At 67.5% G+C, this 15,675-nt stretch carries 17 protein-coding genes; 5 read left to right on the plus strand and 12 right to left on the minus strand.

Features of this window, described 5'->3' with window-relative positions; translation table 11 throughout:
* Positions 1-37 precede the first annotated feature (37 nt).
* Positions 38-880, minus strand: coding sequence for a hypothetical protein (locus GN153_RS06395; protein WP_159900923.1), 843 nt, complete (start codon positions 878-880; stop codon positions 38-40).
* A 229-nt stretch (positions 881-1,109) separates the two neighbouring features.
* Here GN153_RS06395 and GN153_RS06400 point away from each other — a divergent pair, with 229 nt between their 5' ends.
* A complete protein-coding gene (locus tag GN153_RS06400; RefSeq protein WP_159900925.1) occupies positions 1,110-1,595 on the plus strand; it encodes a hypothetical protein in 486 nt (161 codons plus the stop codon).
* 86 nt (positions 1,596-1,681) lie between these two features.
* Entirely contained in the window at positions 1,682-2,086 is a 405-nt protein-coding gene (locus tag GN153_RS06405; RefSeq protein WP_159900927.1) for a hypothetical protein, read from the plus strand.
* Positions 2,087-2,170: 84 nt separating this feature from the next.
* Here the strand turns inward: GN153_RS06405 and GN153_RS06410 are convergent, their stop codons facing one another.
* Positions 2,171-2,971, minus strand: coding sequence for a hypothetical protein (locus GN153_RS06410; protein ID WP_159900929.1), 801 nt, complete (start codon positions 2,969-2,971; stop codon positions 2,171-2,173).
* A 157-nt stretch (positions 2,972-3,128) separates the two neighbouring features.
* Here GN153_RS06410 and GN153_RS06415 point away from each other — a divergent pair, with 157 nt between their 5' ends.
* Positions 3,129-4,283 carry a signal peptidase I gene (locus GN153_RS06415; protein WP_159900931.1) on the plus strand — a complete coding sequence of 385 codons (1,155 nt, stop codon included), beginning with the start codon at positions 3,129-3,131 and terminating at the stop codon, positions 4,281-4,283.
* An 88-nt stretch (positions 4,284-4,371) separates the two neighbouring features.
* Here the strand turns inward: GN153_RS06415 and GN153_RS06420 are convergent, their stop codons facing one another.
* The 9 genes from GN153_RS06420 to GN153_RS06460 form a co-directional block, all read right to left on the minus strand.
* Positions 4,372-5,730 (minus strand): DUF5305 family protein, encoded by a 1,359-nt coding sequence (locus tag GN153_RS06420; protein ID WP_159900933.1) that lies wholly within the window; start codon positions 5,728-5,730, stop codon positions 4,372-4,374.
* Between the two features lie 49 nt (positions 5,731-5,779).
* Positions 5,780-6,310: a DUF7344 domain-containing protein gene (locus GN153_RS06425; protein ID WP_159900935.1), complete on the minus strand. Its 531-nt coding sequence runs from the start codon at positions 6,308-6,310 to the stop codon at positions 5,780-5,782.
* Positions 6,311-6,418: 108 nt separating this feature from the next.
* Positions 6,419-7,045, minus strand: coding sequence for a 3-isopropylmalate dehydratase small subunit (gene leuD / locus GN153_RS06430; RefSeq protein ID WP_159900937.1), 627 nt, complete (start codon positions 7,043-7,045; stop codon positions 6,419-6,421).
* Entirely contained in the window at positions 7,042-8,463 is a 1,422-nt protein-coding gene (leuC, locus tag GN153_RS06435) for a 3-isopropylmalate dehydratase large subunit (RefSeq protein WP_159900939.1), read from the minus strand. Before leuC ends, leuD begins: the two co-directional genes overlap by 4 nt.
* The gene (locus GN153_RS06440) at positions 8,460-8,678 is read right to left on the minus strand and encodes a hypothetical protein (protein WP_159900941.1); all 219 of its coding nucleotides are present in this window, start codon (positions 8,676-8,678) and stop codon (positions 8,460-8,462) included. The genes leuC and GN153_RS06440 overlap by 4 nt, the downstream gene beginning before the upstream one ends.
* Complete coding sequence (gene ilvC, locus GN153_RS06445) at positions 8,671-9,690, minus strand: ketol-acid reductoisomerase (protein WP_159900943.1); 1,020 nt, start codon at positions 9,688-9,690, stop codon at positions 8,671-8,673. Before ilvC ends, GN153_RS06440 begins: the two co-directional genes overlap by 8 nt.
* Positions 9,683-10,342, minus strand: a complete 660-nt coding sequence (gene ilvN / locus GN153_RS06450; RefSeq protein ID WP_159900945.1) for an acetolactate synthase small subunit — start codon at positions 10,340-10,342, stop codon at positions 9,683-9,685. Before ilvN ends, ilvC begins: the two co-directional genes overlap by 8 nt.
* Positions 10,339-12,153: a biosynthetic-type acetolactate synthase large subunit gene (gene ilvB / locus GN153_RS06455; RefSeq protein ID WP_159900947.1), complete on the minus strand. Its 1,815-nt coding sequence runs from the start codon at positions 12,151-12,153 to the stop codon at positions 10,339-10,341. Before ilvB ends, ilvN begins: the two co-directional genes overlap by 4 nt.
* A gap of 298 nt (positions 12,154-12,451) precedes the next feature.
* Positions 12,452-13,669, minus strand: a complete 1,218-nt coding sequence (locus GN153_RS06460; protein WP_159902208.1) for a LeuA family protein — start codon at positions 13,667-13,669, stop codon at positions 12,452-12,454.
* Positions 13,670-13,864: 195 nt separating this feature from the next.
* Between GN153_RS06460 and GN153_RS06465 the strand changes: the two genes are divergently transcribed.
* Together GN153_RS06465 and GN153_RS06470 are read left to right on the plus strand one after the other, a co-directional pair.
* The gene (locus tag GN153_RS06465) at positions 13,865-14,167 is read left to right on the plus strand and encodes a DUF5779 family protein (protein WP_159900949.1); all 303 of its coding nucleotides are present in this window, start codon (positions 13,865-13,867) and stop codon (positions 14,165-14,167) included.
* A gap of 93 nt (positions 14,168-14,260) precedes the next feature.
* Complete coding sequence (locus GN153_RS06470; protein WP_159900951.1) at positions 14,261-14,950, plus strand: hypothetical protein; 690 nt, start codon at positions 14,261-14,263, stop codon at positions 14,948-14,950.
* A 38-nt stretch (positions 14,951-14,988) separates the two neighbouring features.
* On the opposite strand, the gene GN153_RS06475 is transcribed toward GN153_RS06470, so the two are convergent.
* Positions 14,989-15,549, minus strand: a complete 561-nt coding sequence (locus GN153_RS06475; RefSeq protein ID WP_159900953.1) for a PadR family transcriptional regulator — start codon at positions 15,547-15,549, stop codon at positions 14,989-14,991.
* Between the last annotated feature and the right edge of the window lie 126 nt (positions 15,550-15,675).

Raw genomic sequence — 15,675 nt, forward strand, 5'->3', positions numbered from 1 at the left:
GGTCGGTCACCGGGGTCGGCCCCGGCGCGCGAACACCTCACACGGGGTCGGCGACGAACGTGACCGCCTCGACGGCGTCGGGCGGGACATCCTCGACGCCCGTGGTGTCGACTTCGACGACCACGTGTACGACCCCGCCGGGCTGGAGACCCTCGGCCGCGACGCTCGTGAGGTCGCGCTGGCGCGGGCCGCGGACCCCCGCGTCCACCCACGTCGGGAAGCCGAGCACGCCGGGCGCGGTGCCGTCGACGTCGACGGACAGGTCGACCGCCGTGTCGCCGTCGTTGACCACGAGGAAGGCCACGCGGTCGCCGGCACCCGGGTTCGGAAACCGCCCGTCGGCGGTCTCGCCGACGTAGGTCAGCGCGTTCATGTTGAGGTCCTCCAGGCGGAGCCCCCGGAGTGTGCCGCCGTCGTCGGCCAGGACGTGCTCGGAGTCGAGCACATCCGGGTCGTCGACCTCCAGGCGGATGCTCGTCTCGCCGCTCGGGGCCCCGCTCTCCTCCCGGTCGTCATCGCGGTCGCCGTCATCGCGGTCCTCGTCCCGGTCGTCGTCCGGGCTGTCTCCGTCGTCAGTCTCGTCGCGGTCCTCGTCTTCTCCGTCGTGATCGTCGCCGTCGTCCTCGCCGCCCGAACTCCCCTCGTCGTCCCCGGGGTCGTCGGGCTGCTGACCGTCGGAGTCGTCGCCCCCCTCGCCTTCCTGGTCCTGGAGGCCGACCGACGACTCGAAGCCCTCAGAAGAAGGCGTTCGGACGCCGACGGGAATCCAGTTCTCGGGGTTCCTCGCGTTCCCGACGCCGAATGCTCCGGAGCCGAGAAACGTCCCGCTACCCGTCAGGAGCGTGCCGGCACCGATGACGAAGTTCCGGCGGGACGTCATGAGGTCTCTTCACTCGCTGAAAAAGAGCGGTAAGGTCTTTGTTCTGACCTGCTTGAAGATGGTATGGCTGTGCTTGAAGCGACGAGAGGGCGAAATCCCGGTGCGCTCGCTGGCCTCAAGCAGGGCTTGAAAACCGGAAATATGCCGTGAAAACGCTTCAAGCAGGTCAATACAAAGTGGTTGGGGTTCTAAGGTACTCCTACCGCAACACAAGCGGAGATTACCACCAATGAAGCTCACAAGACGAAACGCGTTGATCGGACTTGGATCGCTGGTCGCAGGCAGCGGTGCGCTCGTGGGCACGGGCGCGTTCAGTAGTGTTGAGGCAGATCGGACTGTCTCTATCGGAACCACGGGCGATAACAGTGCTCTCCTCGGTTTCACTACTGGCCCGAACAGCTACAATGGAGTGAGTATCGACGGGGGTGGTAGTACCACTCCGACGATCAGTATTAACACGAATTCGCTCAACGACGAGGCGACTACCAGATTCAACGGCGTACTCACCGTCACCAACGACGGTTCCGACGCGGTCGATTTCAGCATCGACGGGACGCCGTCGGGAGTGACATTCTACGACGAGAACGACGACGACCTCACGGGAACATCCGTCACACTTGACGCAAGCGGGGACCCGGATCAGGATCTCGACCTCGAGATAAATACCAGGACCGCAACCGAGGGCGATACCAAAGTCACCTTCCTGGCAGAATGAGGGTCACTCGCAGGAACGCATTGATCGGGCTCGGCTCACTCGTCGCAGGCAGCGGTGCGCTCATGGGCACGGGCGCCTTCAGTAGTGTGGAGGCAGACCGGACTGTCTCTATCGGAGTCGAAAGCGACAGTAGCGCGTTACTGGGCCTCTCGGTGGACGGGAGCTACGCTGGCCTCGCAAACGGTAACAGCGGCGGTAACACCGTCCAATTGAACGTGACGCAGCTCAATGATAACGCCGTCACCAGATTCAACAACGGGTTCACGATAACGAACAACGGTAGCAATCCGGTAGACGTCAGTGTGAGTAACGTCCCGAACGCTCTCTCTTTCGAGTATTCAGACGGAAGCGGAGGGACGACTGCCCTGTCAAGCTCCTCTGTGAATCTGACCGCTTCCGGCGACTCTCAAGCCTTCGACGTTGTTGTTGACCTCAGGAACAATTCTGTCCCTTCCGATAAGGACATCACTATTTCCGCTAATTCCAGCTGAGGCGATAGCCGCCCGCTTACTCTGGCAAGCCTGAACTCGGGGAGGTTCCAAGCAACAAAGCCCAGCCTGTCCTCGCCCAGACTCCTACGTTGTATCCTCCACGGTTTCCGAATTGGTGTTACCGTCGGTGTCGAACGCCGTGACCTGGAGTTTGTAGGTCGTGTTCGCCTTGATCGTGTATCCCGACTCGGGTGGGACCTCTACGGCCGGGTTTCCTTTGGGGCTGTACCTGTCTCCCGGTGGATTCGTCACTTCGCGATAGCCAACGACTGTTCCACCCGTCCCACTCTCGACGACCTCGAATTCGATTCTGTCCAAGTCGTTGTCACCGTCATCGTCTCGGATGTCGACATTCTTGACTTCGAAGACGTTACTGTTGCCCTGGTTGTTCGCCGTGAACTCGTTGTCTTTGGCAGGCTTTTGGATCCGGATCGGTCCTTTGATCCGGCCGGACTGAACCTCAACCGAGCCGGAGGTATCGAGCGAAAACCCCGCGCCGGTCGCGCTCACAGTGTATGTAACTGTACCGTTTACCGAACTTTCGATATCCACGCTCTGTCTCTTCCCTGGGTCCAGCGTCAGCGTCACGAAACACCCGCTGCCGCCCTCGTTGTCATAGAGGGTTCCATCCCCGCAGTTGTCTAAGGCGACGGTGATGTTGACGGAGTTATTCAAATTGTTCGTGAATTCGACCATGGGCTTACGGTCATTCCTTTTAACAGGGCCTTGGCCGACTATCCCGAGCAACGCATTGGAGTCGCTGGCAACGTCTATGCTCACGCCACGGTCTGCTGCAACTTCCGAAAACGCACCACTCTGATAGAGCGCACCGCTCCCGATGGCGAGCGAACCGAGTCCGGCCAGGAAGCGTCTGCGGTCGACCATGTGTGTTCGTGATTCCGACGGAGCGGCCCCCGAGTGCCCGTCAGCTCTCCTTATGCTTACCTTACCGGTCAAGCAATAAAAACGGCTCCACTCGCTTCAGAGAGCGAAAAGCTCCACGAAACATATACGCGTCTGACCGAGTAGTGTGATACAGCGAATGGGGGCTGGAACGTACGCGCGGTACGCGCTCGGGGGAGTCGTGGTGGTCCTCCTGCTCGCACTCCTGCTCGGCCAGCTGCTGGGCCAGCCGCTGCTGCTGACGTACGTCCAGACCGACAGCATGTCCCCGACCATCGAGCCCGGGGACGGCTACATCGTCCTCCCGAGTTCGGTCACCGGCGGCGTGAGCGAGGGCGACATCGTGCTCTACGAGGCCCAGGAGTTCGACGGGGGTGGGCTGACGACCCACCGGGTGGTCGGGGAGACCGATGAGGGGTACATCACCAAGGGGGACAACAACCCCTTCACCGACCAGGACGGCGGCGAGCCCCCGGTCCAGGAGGGGCAGGTCGTCGGCGTCGCCCTCCAGGTCGGCGGCGGCCCCGTCACCATCCCCTGGCTCGGCGTGCTCGTCACGACAGTCCGCGGGCTGGTGACCGCCGTCGTGGGCGCACTGCTGGGTATCGTGGGCCTCGAAGCCGCCGGCGGGGGCGCGGTCGGCATCGTCGCCATCGTGGCGGGGCTCCTGATGCTGCTGGCGAGCGTGTTGCTGAGCGGGCAGCGCCCATCGCGGAGCTACAACCGGCGCCGGGGGTCGTTCGTCCTCCGTGGGGAGGTGCTCACGGTCCTGTTCGTGCTCGCGGTGCTCGTCCCCGCGAACGCGTCGATGGTGATCCCCGGCGGCACCGCGGAGTACACCGTCATCAGTTCGGAGAACCCCGCCGAAGACGACGCCGTCCGGCCCGGCGGGACGCTGGAGCTGCGCTACACCGTCCAGAACAGCGGGTTCGTCCCCCTGCACGCGGTCGTCGAGCCCGCGAGCAGCGGCGTGCGGGTCGACCAGCGGCAGCTCTCGGTCCCATTCCAGGGCAGCGCGTCGACGGGAGTCGAGCTACAGATCCCCGAGCAACCCGGCACCTACGCCCGCTACGTCCACGAACACCGGTATCTGGGGATCCTGCCGGGCCCGTGGATCGCGACGCTTCACCGGGTCCACCCGCTCGTGGCGCTCGGGGTGATCAACGTCGTCATCGCGGCGGTCGTCGCAGCGGTCACGCTCTACACCGTGGGGACCGGGCGGGTCCGGCTGCGCTCGCGGGCCCGCGAGGAGTCCGCCGGCAACAGGCTCCGGGACGCCCTGCGGCGGGAGTGAACCGGGCGGCGGCGAGGGGAACGGGTCGCGACGTGAGTGGGACAGACGGGGCGGGAGCGAGCCGCTGGCTGGCGTGTCTCACCGGGGTTCACTCCCGGCTGTCGTCCCCGGTGTCTTCCGTCCCGCCGGACCAGAGGTCGTCTCCCGCAGCCTCATCGTCCTCCTCGGGCCACTCGAAGGCGTCCGCGTCGTCGCCCCTGTCGGCACCCTCCGTGTCACCGAACCCATCGTCGTCGAAGAGGGACTCGACGTCGGGCGCTTCCGTGCCGCCTCCGAAGGCGTCCCCGCCGTTCCCGGCCGCCTCGACCTCGGGGAACGACCCGTCGTCCTCGAAGTCGAAGCCGCCGAACAGCCAGCTGTGGACCGCGGAGGTCGAGGGGGCGTAGACGTAGGCGACGTCCTCCCGGCCCCGGAGGACGTAGAAGGCGTTGTCGTCCTCGATGACGCGGTTGTTAGTGTCGATCGCGAGGTCGACCAGCCCGGAGAGACTGCTGACTTTGACGACAGTCTGGTACTGGTCGATACCGGGGATCTCCCCGCGGGTGATCCAGTCGTTGAACTGCTTGCGCTTCTCCGCCAGCAGACACCGTTCGCGCTCGGCCTCGCTCAGCTCGATCAGGTCCCGCCGGGAGGCGTAGGCGAGGCCGGCGAGGCCCAGGAGTCCGGCGAGGAGCCCGACCGGCGCGCCGACCCGCGTCAGCAGCGGGGGCTGGACGGCCTCCCGGACCGTGTCCGTCCGCAACGGCGTGCCCGCTGCTACCGTCTGTGCCCCGTCCACGCGGTAGGTGGGGGGCCGGACCACCAGCGGGAGGGAACTCTCGTGCTCGCGGGAGAGGTCCTGGCCCGCGACGGAGCCGTTCACCGACGTCCGCGCTCTGACGACCACCTGGACGTCGCCGACCTGCGCGCCGAGGTCGGACTCCACCCGGAAGATCCGCCGGGCGACGCGGGTGGTGTTGACCGAGAGCGACACCTCGTGTGCCTCCCCGGGCGCGAGCGACCCGGAGGTCTCGGAGGCCAGCGGCCGGACGTCACGCCAGAGGGTCTCGCCGTCCTCGTTCACCGCGCGGACGAGAAGCCGCGCCTCCGTCCGGGCGGTCACCTCGGGGTCCCGGTCCCCGTCCTCCCCGCTGAGGTCGTAGGCGTACGTGTAGTTCGCGTCGAGAACCGGCATCAGGCGCATGTAGTACAGCGGGCGCTCGCGCACGGTCTCGCCCTCCGACCAGACGGTGCTGTCGTTGCGCACCAGCGCACTGTGCTCGAACTCCGTCGACTCGTTCAGCGATGACACCACCACCTCCTCGGTCTCGTACTCGGTGCTGGCGTGGGCGCCGTAAGTGCCGACGCCCGCCAGGAGCGTCAGAACCACCAGCCCCACGACGACCGCGGGGAACCAGTCGCTGACCAGCCGGCGGAGCCGCAGCGTGAGGGGGATCTCGTCGTTCATATTCGGATGCGGTCATGTCCGGAATCGCGGCCCGGTCCGGGACTCCGGGTCACTCCAGCTCCGGTGGCCGTTCCGTCCGGCCGAGTTTCGTCTGTCGGTTCCGGTACACGTGGACGGCGGCGGAGACGGCGAAAGCGGCGACCACGAGCCCGGCCCAGACGATGTCGGGGGCCGAGACCGGCACGAGGTCGAACCACGCAAAGGCGAGCACGGCGCCGCCGATCCCCGAGAGCCAGAGGTAGTACACTCCCCACGGGACCGACTCCTCGGGCACGATGTCCATGTAGACGTTGAGGCGCTCGGCGGCCGGCGTCAGCTCGACCTGGTCGTCCCACTCGATGATCCCTGCCTCCTCCATCGCCGGGAGGTGGGTCTGCTGGAGGGAGGTGTAGGTTCGCTTGCGCTCGCTCGAAGTTACCTCGTCGACGGACTTGTCGTGCTCCCAGGCCGCGACCTGTTCGGCCAGGTCCGACAGCGTCACTGGCTCGTCCCGGTGCTTGCAGTAGTGGAGCGCGTAGCGGCGCCGGTGGTTGCTCAGCAGCTCGAAGGTCTCGTCGCGGTTCACCTGTCTCTCCCCCATCTAGTTCCGTTCAGTGAACCGTTGTAATCTTCTCCTAATCAACGTTTGGTTCGGATCGGCACCCGCTAGTCTGCGGCGTGACGAGCGCTGAACGGGGGTAAAAGCGTCCTACTCGGGGCTCCCGACGTAGGGGAGTCCGGCAGCGGTCTCCTCGATAGCGTTCTGATTCGACTTCATCAGCGCCGTCGTGTCCCAGATGCCGTCGACGAGTGCCTTGCGCTGGCCCTCGTTGACGGTGACGCCGACTTCCTGTCCGCCGTACGAGACAGTCTCCGCGTCGATGTCGATCTCGATCTCGCCGTCGGGGTTGTCCTCGACCCACTGCTGGAGGTCGTTTATCGTCTCGTGGTCGGCGGTGACCGTGGGGATGCCCAGCGCCAGACAGTTTCCCGCGAATATCTCGGCGAAGCCCTCACCCACGAGCGCGTCGATGCCCCAGCGCATCAGCGCCTGCGGGGCGTGCTCGCGAGAGGAACCACAGCCGAAGTTGTTGTTGACCACCATGATGGAGGCGTCCTGGAACCGGTCCTCGTTCATCGGGTGGTCCTTGGGGTTGTCCTCGTCATCGAACCGCTGGTCGAAGAAGGCGAACTCCCCGAGGCCGTCGAAGGTGACGACCTTCATGAACCGCGCCGGGATGACCTGGTCGGTGTCGATGTCGTTCCCGCGGATGGGGATGCCCGTCCCGGAGACGTCCGTCACTTCGGGGATCTCGACCTCGTCCTCGCCCGTCATACGTTCACCACCGCCTCCAGTTCTCGCACGTCAGTCACTTCCCCGGTGATCGCCGCGGCTGCGACCATCTGGGGGTTCATCAGGACGGTGCGGCCGTCCTTGCTCCCCTGCCGGCCGACAAAGTTCCGGTTGGAGGAGGAGGCACAGGCCTCGTCACCCTCCAGCTGGTCCTCGTTCATGCCGAGACACATCGAACAGCCGGCGTTGCGCCAGTCGAAGCCGGCTTTCTCGAAGACGTTCTTCAGGCCTTCCTCTTTGGCGGCCTGCTGGACGCGCTGGCTGCCGGGGACGACCATCGCGCGCACGTCGTCGTGGACCTCGCGGCCCTCGACAATACTGGCCGCGCGGCGCAGGTCCGGCAGGCGGGCGTTCGTACACGACCCGAGGAAGGCCACGTCTATCCCGTAGCCCTCCATCGTGTCGCCGGGTTCGACGCGCATGTGTTCCTGTGCGCGCCGGGCGGTGTCCTGCTTGTCCTCGGGCAGGTCCTCGGGTGCCGGGATCGGGTCCGTGATGCCGACCCCCTGTCCGGGTGTGGTTCCCCAGGTGACCACTGGTTCGAGGTCGCCGGCGTCGATGGTGACCACGTCGTCGTACTCGGCGTCCCCGTCGCTGCGGACCGACTCCCAGTAGGGCTTGAGGCGGTCGAACTCCCCGGGGTTCTCCTGGAAGTAGTCGGTCTCTTCGAGCCACTCGAAGGTGGTCTCGTCGGGGTTGACGTAGCCCGCTCGGGCGCCGCCCTCGATGGACATGTTGCAGATGCTCATCCGCCCCTCCATCCCGAGGTCCTCGATGGCCTCGCCGGCGTACTCGTAGACGTACCCGACGCCGCCCTCGGTGCCCAGGCGGCGGATGATCTCGAGGATGATGTCCTTTGCCTCGACGCCCTCCTGCAACCGGCCGTCGACCTGGATCTTCCGGACCTTCTGTTTGTCCATGGCGATGGTCTGTGTCGCCAGCACGTCTCGGATCTGTGAGGTCCCGATGCCGAACGCGAGCGCGCCGAAGGCGCCGTGGGTCGAGGTGTGGGAGTCGCCACAGACGATGGTCTTGCCGGGCTGGGTCAGGCCCTGCTCCGGGCCGACGACGTGGACGATCCCCTGGTCCCCGGTCGTCGGGTCCAGGAAGTCGATGCCCGCGTCGCGGACGTTCTCCTCCAGTTCGGCCATCATCTCTTCGGCCGCGTCGTCGCTGTAGGGCCGGGACTGGTCGGCGGTCGGGACGATGTGGTCGACGGTCGCCAGCGTCAGGTCCGGGCGCGCGACATCGATGTCACGCTCCCGCAACATTCCGAACGCCTGCGGGCTGGTCACCTCGTGGATGAGGTGCAGCCCGACGAACAGCTGGTCCTGGCCGTTTGGCAGCGTCGTTACCTTGTGCTTCTCCCAGACCTTGTCGTACAGCGTGTTCCGGCTCATACAGTACCGTCGCGCCCTTCGGTGCCGCGCTCGAAGGTGCGCGTCGTGGCCTCGTCTTCCTCGGTGTCGTGTGTCACGTCCGCCATCGTCTCGTCGTCCGGCTCGCCGCGCTGGTCTTCCCCACCGTCGGCCACGACCGCCCCCCGCTGGAAGCGGAAGCCGAAGGCCTCCTGGGTGTGGGGGTGCGTGTGGTCGACGTCCTGCATCTCAGTCATCGGCTGGCACCTCCTCCTCCGCCTGTTCGTCCCAGGCGAACAGCTCCCGCAGCCGGTCGCCCACCTGCTCGATCTGATGGGACTGCTCGGCGCCGCGGTACTGGCGGTAGGCGGGCCGGTGGGCCTGGTTTTCGTTGATCCACTCGCGGGCGAACTCACCGGACTGAACGCCCTCGAGGATCTCCTGCATCCCCTCGCGGTCGATGACCTCCTCGCCGCGGGTCAGACCACCGTACTCCGCGGTATCGGAGACGGAGTTCCACATCCCCATGTGCCCACCCTCGTACATCAGGTCGACGATGAGCTTGAGCTCGTTGAGACACTCGAAGTAGGCCATCTCCGGGGCGTAGCCGGCGTCGACCAGCGTCTCGAAGCCAGCCTTCACCATCTCGGTCACGCCGCCACAGAGCACCGCCTGCTCGCCGAACAGGTCGGTCTCGGTCTCCTCCTGGAAGGAGGTCTCGATGACGCCCGCCCGGGTGCAGCCGATGGCCTTCGCGTAGGCCAGCCCCTCGGCGTGGGCCTCGCCGGTGGCGTCCTGGTAGACCGCGAGCAGGCCGGGGACGCCCTCGCCCCGCTTGTAGGTCCGCCGGACCAGGTGACCCGGTGACTTGGGCGCGACCATCGTCACGTCGACATCCTCGGGGGGCTCGATCTGGCCGTAGTGGATGTTGAACCCGTGGGCGAACTGCAGCGTGTCGCCGGCGTCCATCCCCTCGCGGATGTCCTCGTAGACTGCAGGCTGGACGGTGTCGGGAACCAGCATCACGACGCGGTCGGCCGCCGCGGCGGCGTTGGCCGGCGTCGCCACCTCCAGGCCGTCGGTCTCGGCTTCCTGCCGGGAGGCCGAGGACTTCCGGAGGCCGACGACCACGTCCACGCCGGAGTCGTCGAGGTTCTGGGCGTGGGCGTGGCCCTGGCTGCCGTAGCCGAGCACGGCGACCGTCTCGTCCTGTACTGTCGATACGTCCGCGTCGTCGTCGTAGTAGACCTCGGTGTCGAATTCAGTCATCGTCTGCCTCCGTGGTTGCCACCTGCGATTCCGTGGGCGCCTTGTTGGGCTGTTTGACCTGGGCTGTCGGGGCCTCCCCGCGGGCCAGGGCGGCGTAGCCCGTCCGCACCAGCTCGCGGATGCCGAACTGCTCGTAGGCGTCGACCGCGTCGTCGATCTTCTGTTCGTCGCCGGTGATCTGGACCGTGATCGTGCGCGGCCCGGCGTCCAGCGTCGTCCCGTCGTACATGTCGGTGATGGCGTTGACCTCGTCGGGCCGGTCGCCGTTGACCTTCAGGATGACCAGTTCGCGCTGGACCGCCTCGTCGTCCAGCTCGCGGACCGAGACGACGGGAATCCGCTTCTCCAGCTGTTTTTTCGCCTGGTCGATCCCCGGCCGGGGCTCCTCGATGACGATCGTCATCCGCGCGAGGTCGTCGTCGATGGTCGCCCCCACGGTCAGCGACTCGATGTTGAACTGCCGGCGGCTGAACAGCCCGGAGATCTCGGCGAGCACGCCGGGTTCGTGTTTCACGAGCGCCGAGAGCACCGTCCGCTCGGGGGGGTGTTCGGCCTCGGCCTCGGGGTCGATGCGGATGCCGTCCTCGTTGCGCCGGCCCTCGGGCAGCTGTCGAGCGTCGGGCCCGGGGCCGGGGAGTTCGCCCTGTGTCATAGTTGCTCCAGGTGGTCCTCGTTCAGCGCGAAGCGCGCGTTGTTGCCCCCGCTGGGCACCATCGGGTAGACGTTCTCGGCCGGGTCGATGACCGCGTCGATCACCGAGGGGCCGTCGTACTCGCGGGCCTCCTGAATGGTCTCCTCGACCTCGTCGTAGGACTCGATGCGCAGCCCCTGGGCGCCGTAGGCCTCCGCGAGCTTGTCGAACTGCGGGACCCAGGGGTATTCGGAGGCCATCCGCCGCCCCTCGTAGAAGCCGTCCTGCCACTGGCGGACCATCCCGACCGCCTCGTTGTTCAGCACGACGATGGTGATGTTCAGGTTCTCCCGGACTGCGACGGTCAGCTCCTGGCCGGTCATCAGGAAGGAGCCGTCGCCGTCGAAGGCCACCACCTCCCGGTCGGGTGCGGCCAGCTTCGCGCCGATCGCCGCCGGCACCGCGTAGCCCATCGTCCCCAGCCCGTGGGAGGTGACCCACGTGCGGGGCTCGGTCCAGGTCCAGTACTGCCAGGCCCACATCTGGTGCTGGCCCACGCCCGCCGCGACGACCGTGTCCGCCGGCGTCAGTTCGTCGTATTTCTCGACGACGTACTGTGGTTTGAGGGGGTCGTCCTCCGGCGTCTCGTAGTCCATCGGGTACTCCTCCTTCCAGGTCTGGCACTGCTCGAGCCACTCGTCGGTGTCGGGCGAGGCGGGCATGGCCTCGGCCAGCTGGTCGAGCACCGCCGCCGCGTCGCCCAGAAGCGGGTAGTCCGCCTCGATGTTCTTGCTGATCTCCGCGGGGTCGATATCGACGTGGATGACGTCGGCGTCGGGCGCGAAGGTGCGCACGTCGCCGGTCAGGCGGTCGTCGAAGCGGGTGCCCACGGCGAGCAGGCAGTCCGTCAGCGAGACCGCCAGGTTGGCGTAGCCGGTGCCGTGCATCCCCGCGATCTCCAGCGAGAGGTCGTGGGTCTCCGGGAACGCCCCCGTCCCGGGCATCGTCGTGATCACCGGGACCTCGTGCTCGGTGGCGAACTCCCGGAGTTCCTCACTTGCCTCGGCTTTGATCACGCCGCCGCCGGCCAGGATCACCGGCCGGTCCGCGTCGGCAAGCACCTCCGCAGCCGTCGCCACGTTCTCGGGTTCGGCGCGCTCGGGGGGCTGGTAGGTATCGGGCGTCTCGGGCAGCCCGGGCTCGGCGTCGGTCTCGCCCTGGGTGACGTCCTTGGGCAGGTCCACCAGCGTCGGCCCCTGCCGGCCGTCGTTGGCAAGCGCCCACGCCGTGCCGACGTCGGTCCCGACCGCGTCGGAGTCGTCGGCGAAGGTGTTGTACTTCGTGATCGGCTGGGTGACGCCGATGGTGTCGGTCTCCTGGAAGGCGTCGTTGCCGACGAAGTCCGTCGGGACCTGGCCGGTCAGCGCGACCAGCGGGTCCGAGTCCATGCTGGCGTCGGCTAACCCCGTGACGAGGTTGGTCGCGCCCGGCCCCGAGGTGGCCATGCAGACGCCGGGGTCGCCGGTGACGATCCCGTAGGCGTCGGCGGCGTGAGCCGCGCCCTGCTCGTGGGCCATCGTGACGTGGGTCATCTCGTCGCTGCGGTACAGCGCGTCGTAGACGGGCATGATCGCCCCGCCCTGGACGCCGAAGAGGTACTCGACGCCCGCGTTCTCCAGCGCCCGGACGACCGCGTCCGCGCCGGTCGCTTCGGGCTCCTGCTCCCGTTCGCCGTCCGCTGGTGGCTCCGCGTCTGTCTCTGCTTCGGCCTCGGCTCCGGCGGCCTCGGCGTCCTGTTCGTCTTCCTTGGGGACGGACGCTCGCTCGCTCATCGGCGCCCCTCCGCTGTGTGTGTATACTGCATGGTGACTACGACCTGGTTGTCGGCGATACGGACCGGTGAAGAAGGGTGATGCGGGGCTACAGCGCCCCTACGATACCCGCGAGGCTGGCGGCGCGGCGGACCGCGGGTCCAGCCTCGAGTGTCATCAGTACGACCGTCAGTCAGGCCCGCGTAATAAGCGTTGCGCGATCCCCGGGCGGCTCCGGCCGCGCCGCGGAGCGCACAGCGCGGGCTGGTCGCCAGCGGCTGGTGGCCGGTCGCTGCGGGCTCGGAAACGGGCATCGGCCCTACGCCCGGACCTCCTCTTCGACCTGCTCGACGCCGACCTCGCGGGCGAACTTCTCCAGTTCGTCCATCGTGACCCGCTGGGCCTCCGCGCCGAAGTCCTTCACCCGGCGGGTGACCTCCCGGACCTCGTCGTCGGTCGGGTCGTAGCCGGCCTCCTGCAGGCGCTCGCGGACGGAGTGCTGGCCGGTGTGTTTTCCGAGTACGAGTTCCCGCTCGGCGCCGACCATCTCCGGCGTCATTACGCCGGGCTCGAAGGTGTCGGAGTTCTCGATGACCCCGGCGGCGTGGATCCCGCTTTCATGCGAGAAGGCGTTGTCGCCGACGACGGGCTTGTTGCCCGGCACCGGGACGTCGCTTTTCTCCTCGATGACCCGCGAGACCTCCGCGATCGCGGTCGTGTCGACCCCGGTGTCGACGTTGTACAGCGACTCCAGTGCCATCACGACCTCCTCGTAGGCCGCGTTACCGGCCCGCTCGCCGATCCCGTTGATCGACACCTGGGACTGGGCCGCGCCGGCCTCGTAGCCCGCCAGGGCGTTGGCCGCCGCCAGCCCGAAGTCGTCGTGGGTGTGGACGTCCACGCGGGCATCGACAGCCGCGTCGACGACCTTCTCGACCAGCTTCGCGAAGCGGGTCGGCGTCGCCACTCCCACCGTGTCGGGGATGTTGAGCCAGTCCGCGCCCGCCCGCGTGGTCGCCTCCACGATGTCGAGCAGGTACTCCTCGCTGGTCCGGGTCGCGTCCATGGGCGAGAACATGCACTCGACGCCGGCTTCCTTCACGCGCTCGACGGACTCGACGGCACGCTCGCGCACCTGCTCGCGGGTGGCGTGCATCGAGTCCTCGATCTGGACGTCGCTGGTGGACACGAAGACGTGTACCAGGTCGACGCCCGAGTCGAGCGCGGCCTCGATATCCTCGTCGACAACGCGGGCCAGCCCACAGACCGTGGTGTGGCTGGCAGCGGCGATGTCGCGTACTGCCTCGAACTCCGCGTCGCTGTTGACGGGGAACCCGGCCTCGATGACGTGGGTCCCCATCCCGTCCAGCAGCGCGGCTATCTCCCGTTTGTCCTCGTACGAGAATGACGTTCGCGGCGTCTGTTCACCGTCGCGCAGCGTGGTGTCGAAAACCCGTGCGTCCTGTATCTCGGACGTGCTATCCAGAGTGCCCTGGAAGAACTCGATCCGCCGGGGTTCCCGACGTGCCCTCTGTATTGGACATAAGCATCTGGTACGAGGGCGACCTTCCTATATAAATCTGTCTGGCTGATGGCGGGCGTGTCAACACCCCACAGGGAGCGGTGACGGGAACGGGACAGCGGCGGGTGACGCTCCGGACGGGGGTGGAGGTGCCGGGGAATGGGCGGTGACCGCCGGGGGGTTTTTGCCCCTCGCTGCCGAGGTGAGCGCATGAGCGATTTCGACGGGCTCGACCTCCAGTCGGTCGAGGACGAACTGGACACCGACGAGGACGGGGCGGGCGCCGGGCGGGTGGTGCTCGGCGCCCTCGATGGGACCACCCCGCCGGAGGAGTGGGTGGAGGCGGTCGGGTCGGGGTCGGTCCTCGTGCTCGATGTCGAGGGCGACCTGAACGAACTCGCGGCCGGGTTCGCCCGCCAGGTCAAGGAAGCCGGCGGGGAACTGATGCACTTCCGGGGCTTTCTGGTCGTCACGCCACCCGAGGTCGATATCGACGCCACCCGGCTGGACTGACCGGGCGACTCGACGGCCACCGGCGGAGCGGGTGCGGTCGGTGCCGGCGCGTTTGGTGCCCCATTTTTGCGCGGCCGGCCCGTAGGCGCATCTATGCCCATGAAAGGCTCCGGTCCGGCGACCGGCTGGCGGGAGATCGACCGCTTCGAGAACGGGGCGCGCGGCGCGGGCTGGATCGCCCACCCCGACGAGCGGATGCAGCGAGCCAGCCACGCACTCGCCACCGACGAGGGCGTCTACGTGGTCGACCCCGTAGACGCCGAGGGTATCGACGACCTCCTGACCGAGTTCGGCGAGGTCGCCGGCGTGGTGGTCCTGCTGGACCGCCACAAGCGCGACGCGGCGGCCGTCGCCCGCCGCCACGACGTCCCCGTCTACGTCCCGGACGTGATGGCCGGCATCACCGACGACCTGGACGCGGAGACGACCGTTGTCCGCCACGACCTCGGCGGGTCGGGCTTTGCCGTCCACGGGATCATCGACAACCCGCTCTGGAGCGAGGCGGCCCTCTACAACGAGGACGACGGGACGCTGGTCGTCCCGGAGGCGCTTGGCACGTGCAGCTACTTCCTGGCCGGCGACGAACGGCTCGGCGTCCACCCGGCGCTCCGGATGACACCGCCGAAGCGACTGCGGCGGTTCGGCGCCGAGCGCCTCCTCGTCGGCCACGGCGAGGGGGTTCTCGAAGATGCCGCGTCGGCTATCGAAGACGCCGTCTCGGGCGCTCGCAGCCGTGCACCGCGCCTGTACGCTCAGACGCTCCGGTCGTTTCTGCCGGTCTGAAAGGAGTCAGGCGGCGGAGCTGGCGGCAGAGGCGGTGCTCAGCCGTCGGTCGGGGCTTTCGGCTCCCGGTCCGGCTCGACCTCCTCGCGGAGCCGCCGCACCCACTTCAGCTGTGCGTCAAGCAAGTCGGCAGTGAGTTCGACCAGCTCCAGCCGGTAGCTCTCGTGGGGCGGCACCTCCTCGCGGTGCATCGTCGCGACGTCGAGCCACTCGTTGCGCGCCTCGTGGAACTGGTCCTCGAGGTGGGCGAGTTCCGCGGCTTGCTCGTCGGCGGGGAGGTGATGGAGGAAGCCGAGCTTGACCAGGAAATGCGGGCGGTGGGAGGGGTCGTCGACCGCCGCGACCGGCTTGCGCAGCAGCGTCTGCAGCCGGTCGCGGCCCCGCTCGGTGAGCGCGCACGTACCGGCCTCGGCAGTGTAGGCCTCGGTCACGTGGCCCCGGTCGCGCAGGCGGGCGAGCGTCGGGTCCAGCCTGCCCCGCCCGACGAACTGGTGGCGCCCGAAGTTGTGGTTGAACCGCTCCTGGAGGTCGGCGGCGGAGGCGTCACGCTCCGCGAGCAGACCGAGCACGCCGAGTTCGATGACGGAATCCCGTTGCATGGGGCTCTGTGAACTGTTCACACGGCAGTACCAAGAGACTGTCGCCGGCCGAGGTTGGGGACACAGTTCACCGCGGTGCCGGAACACACCCGGTCCGCCCGGAGGGGAGACCGGGTCGGCGATTGA

Origin of the sequence: Salinirussus salinus, assembly GCF_009831455.1 — an archaeon.
Taxonomy (GTDB): Archaea; Halobacteriota; Halobacteria; order Halobacteriales; family Haloarculaceae; genus Salinirussus; species Salinirussus salinus.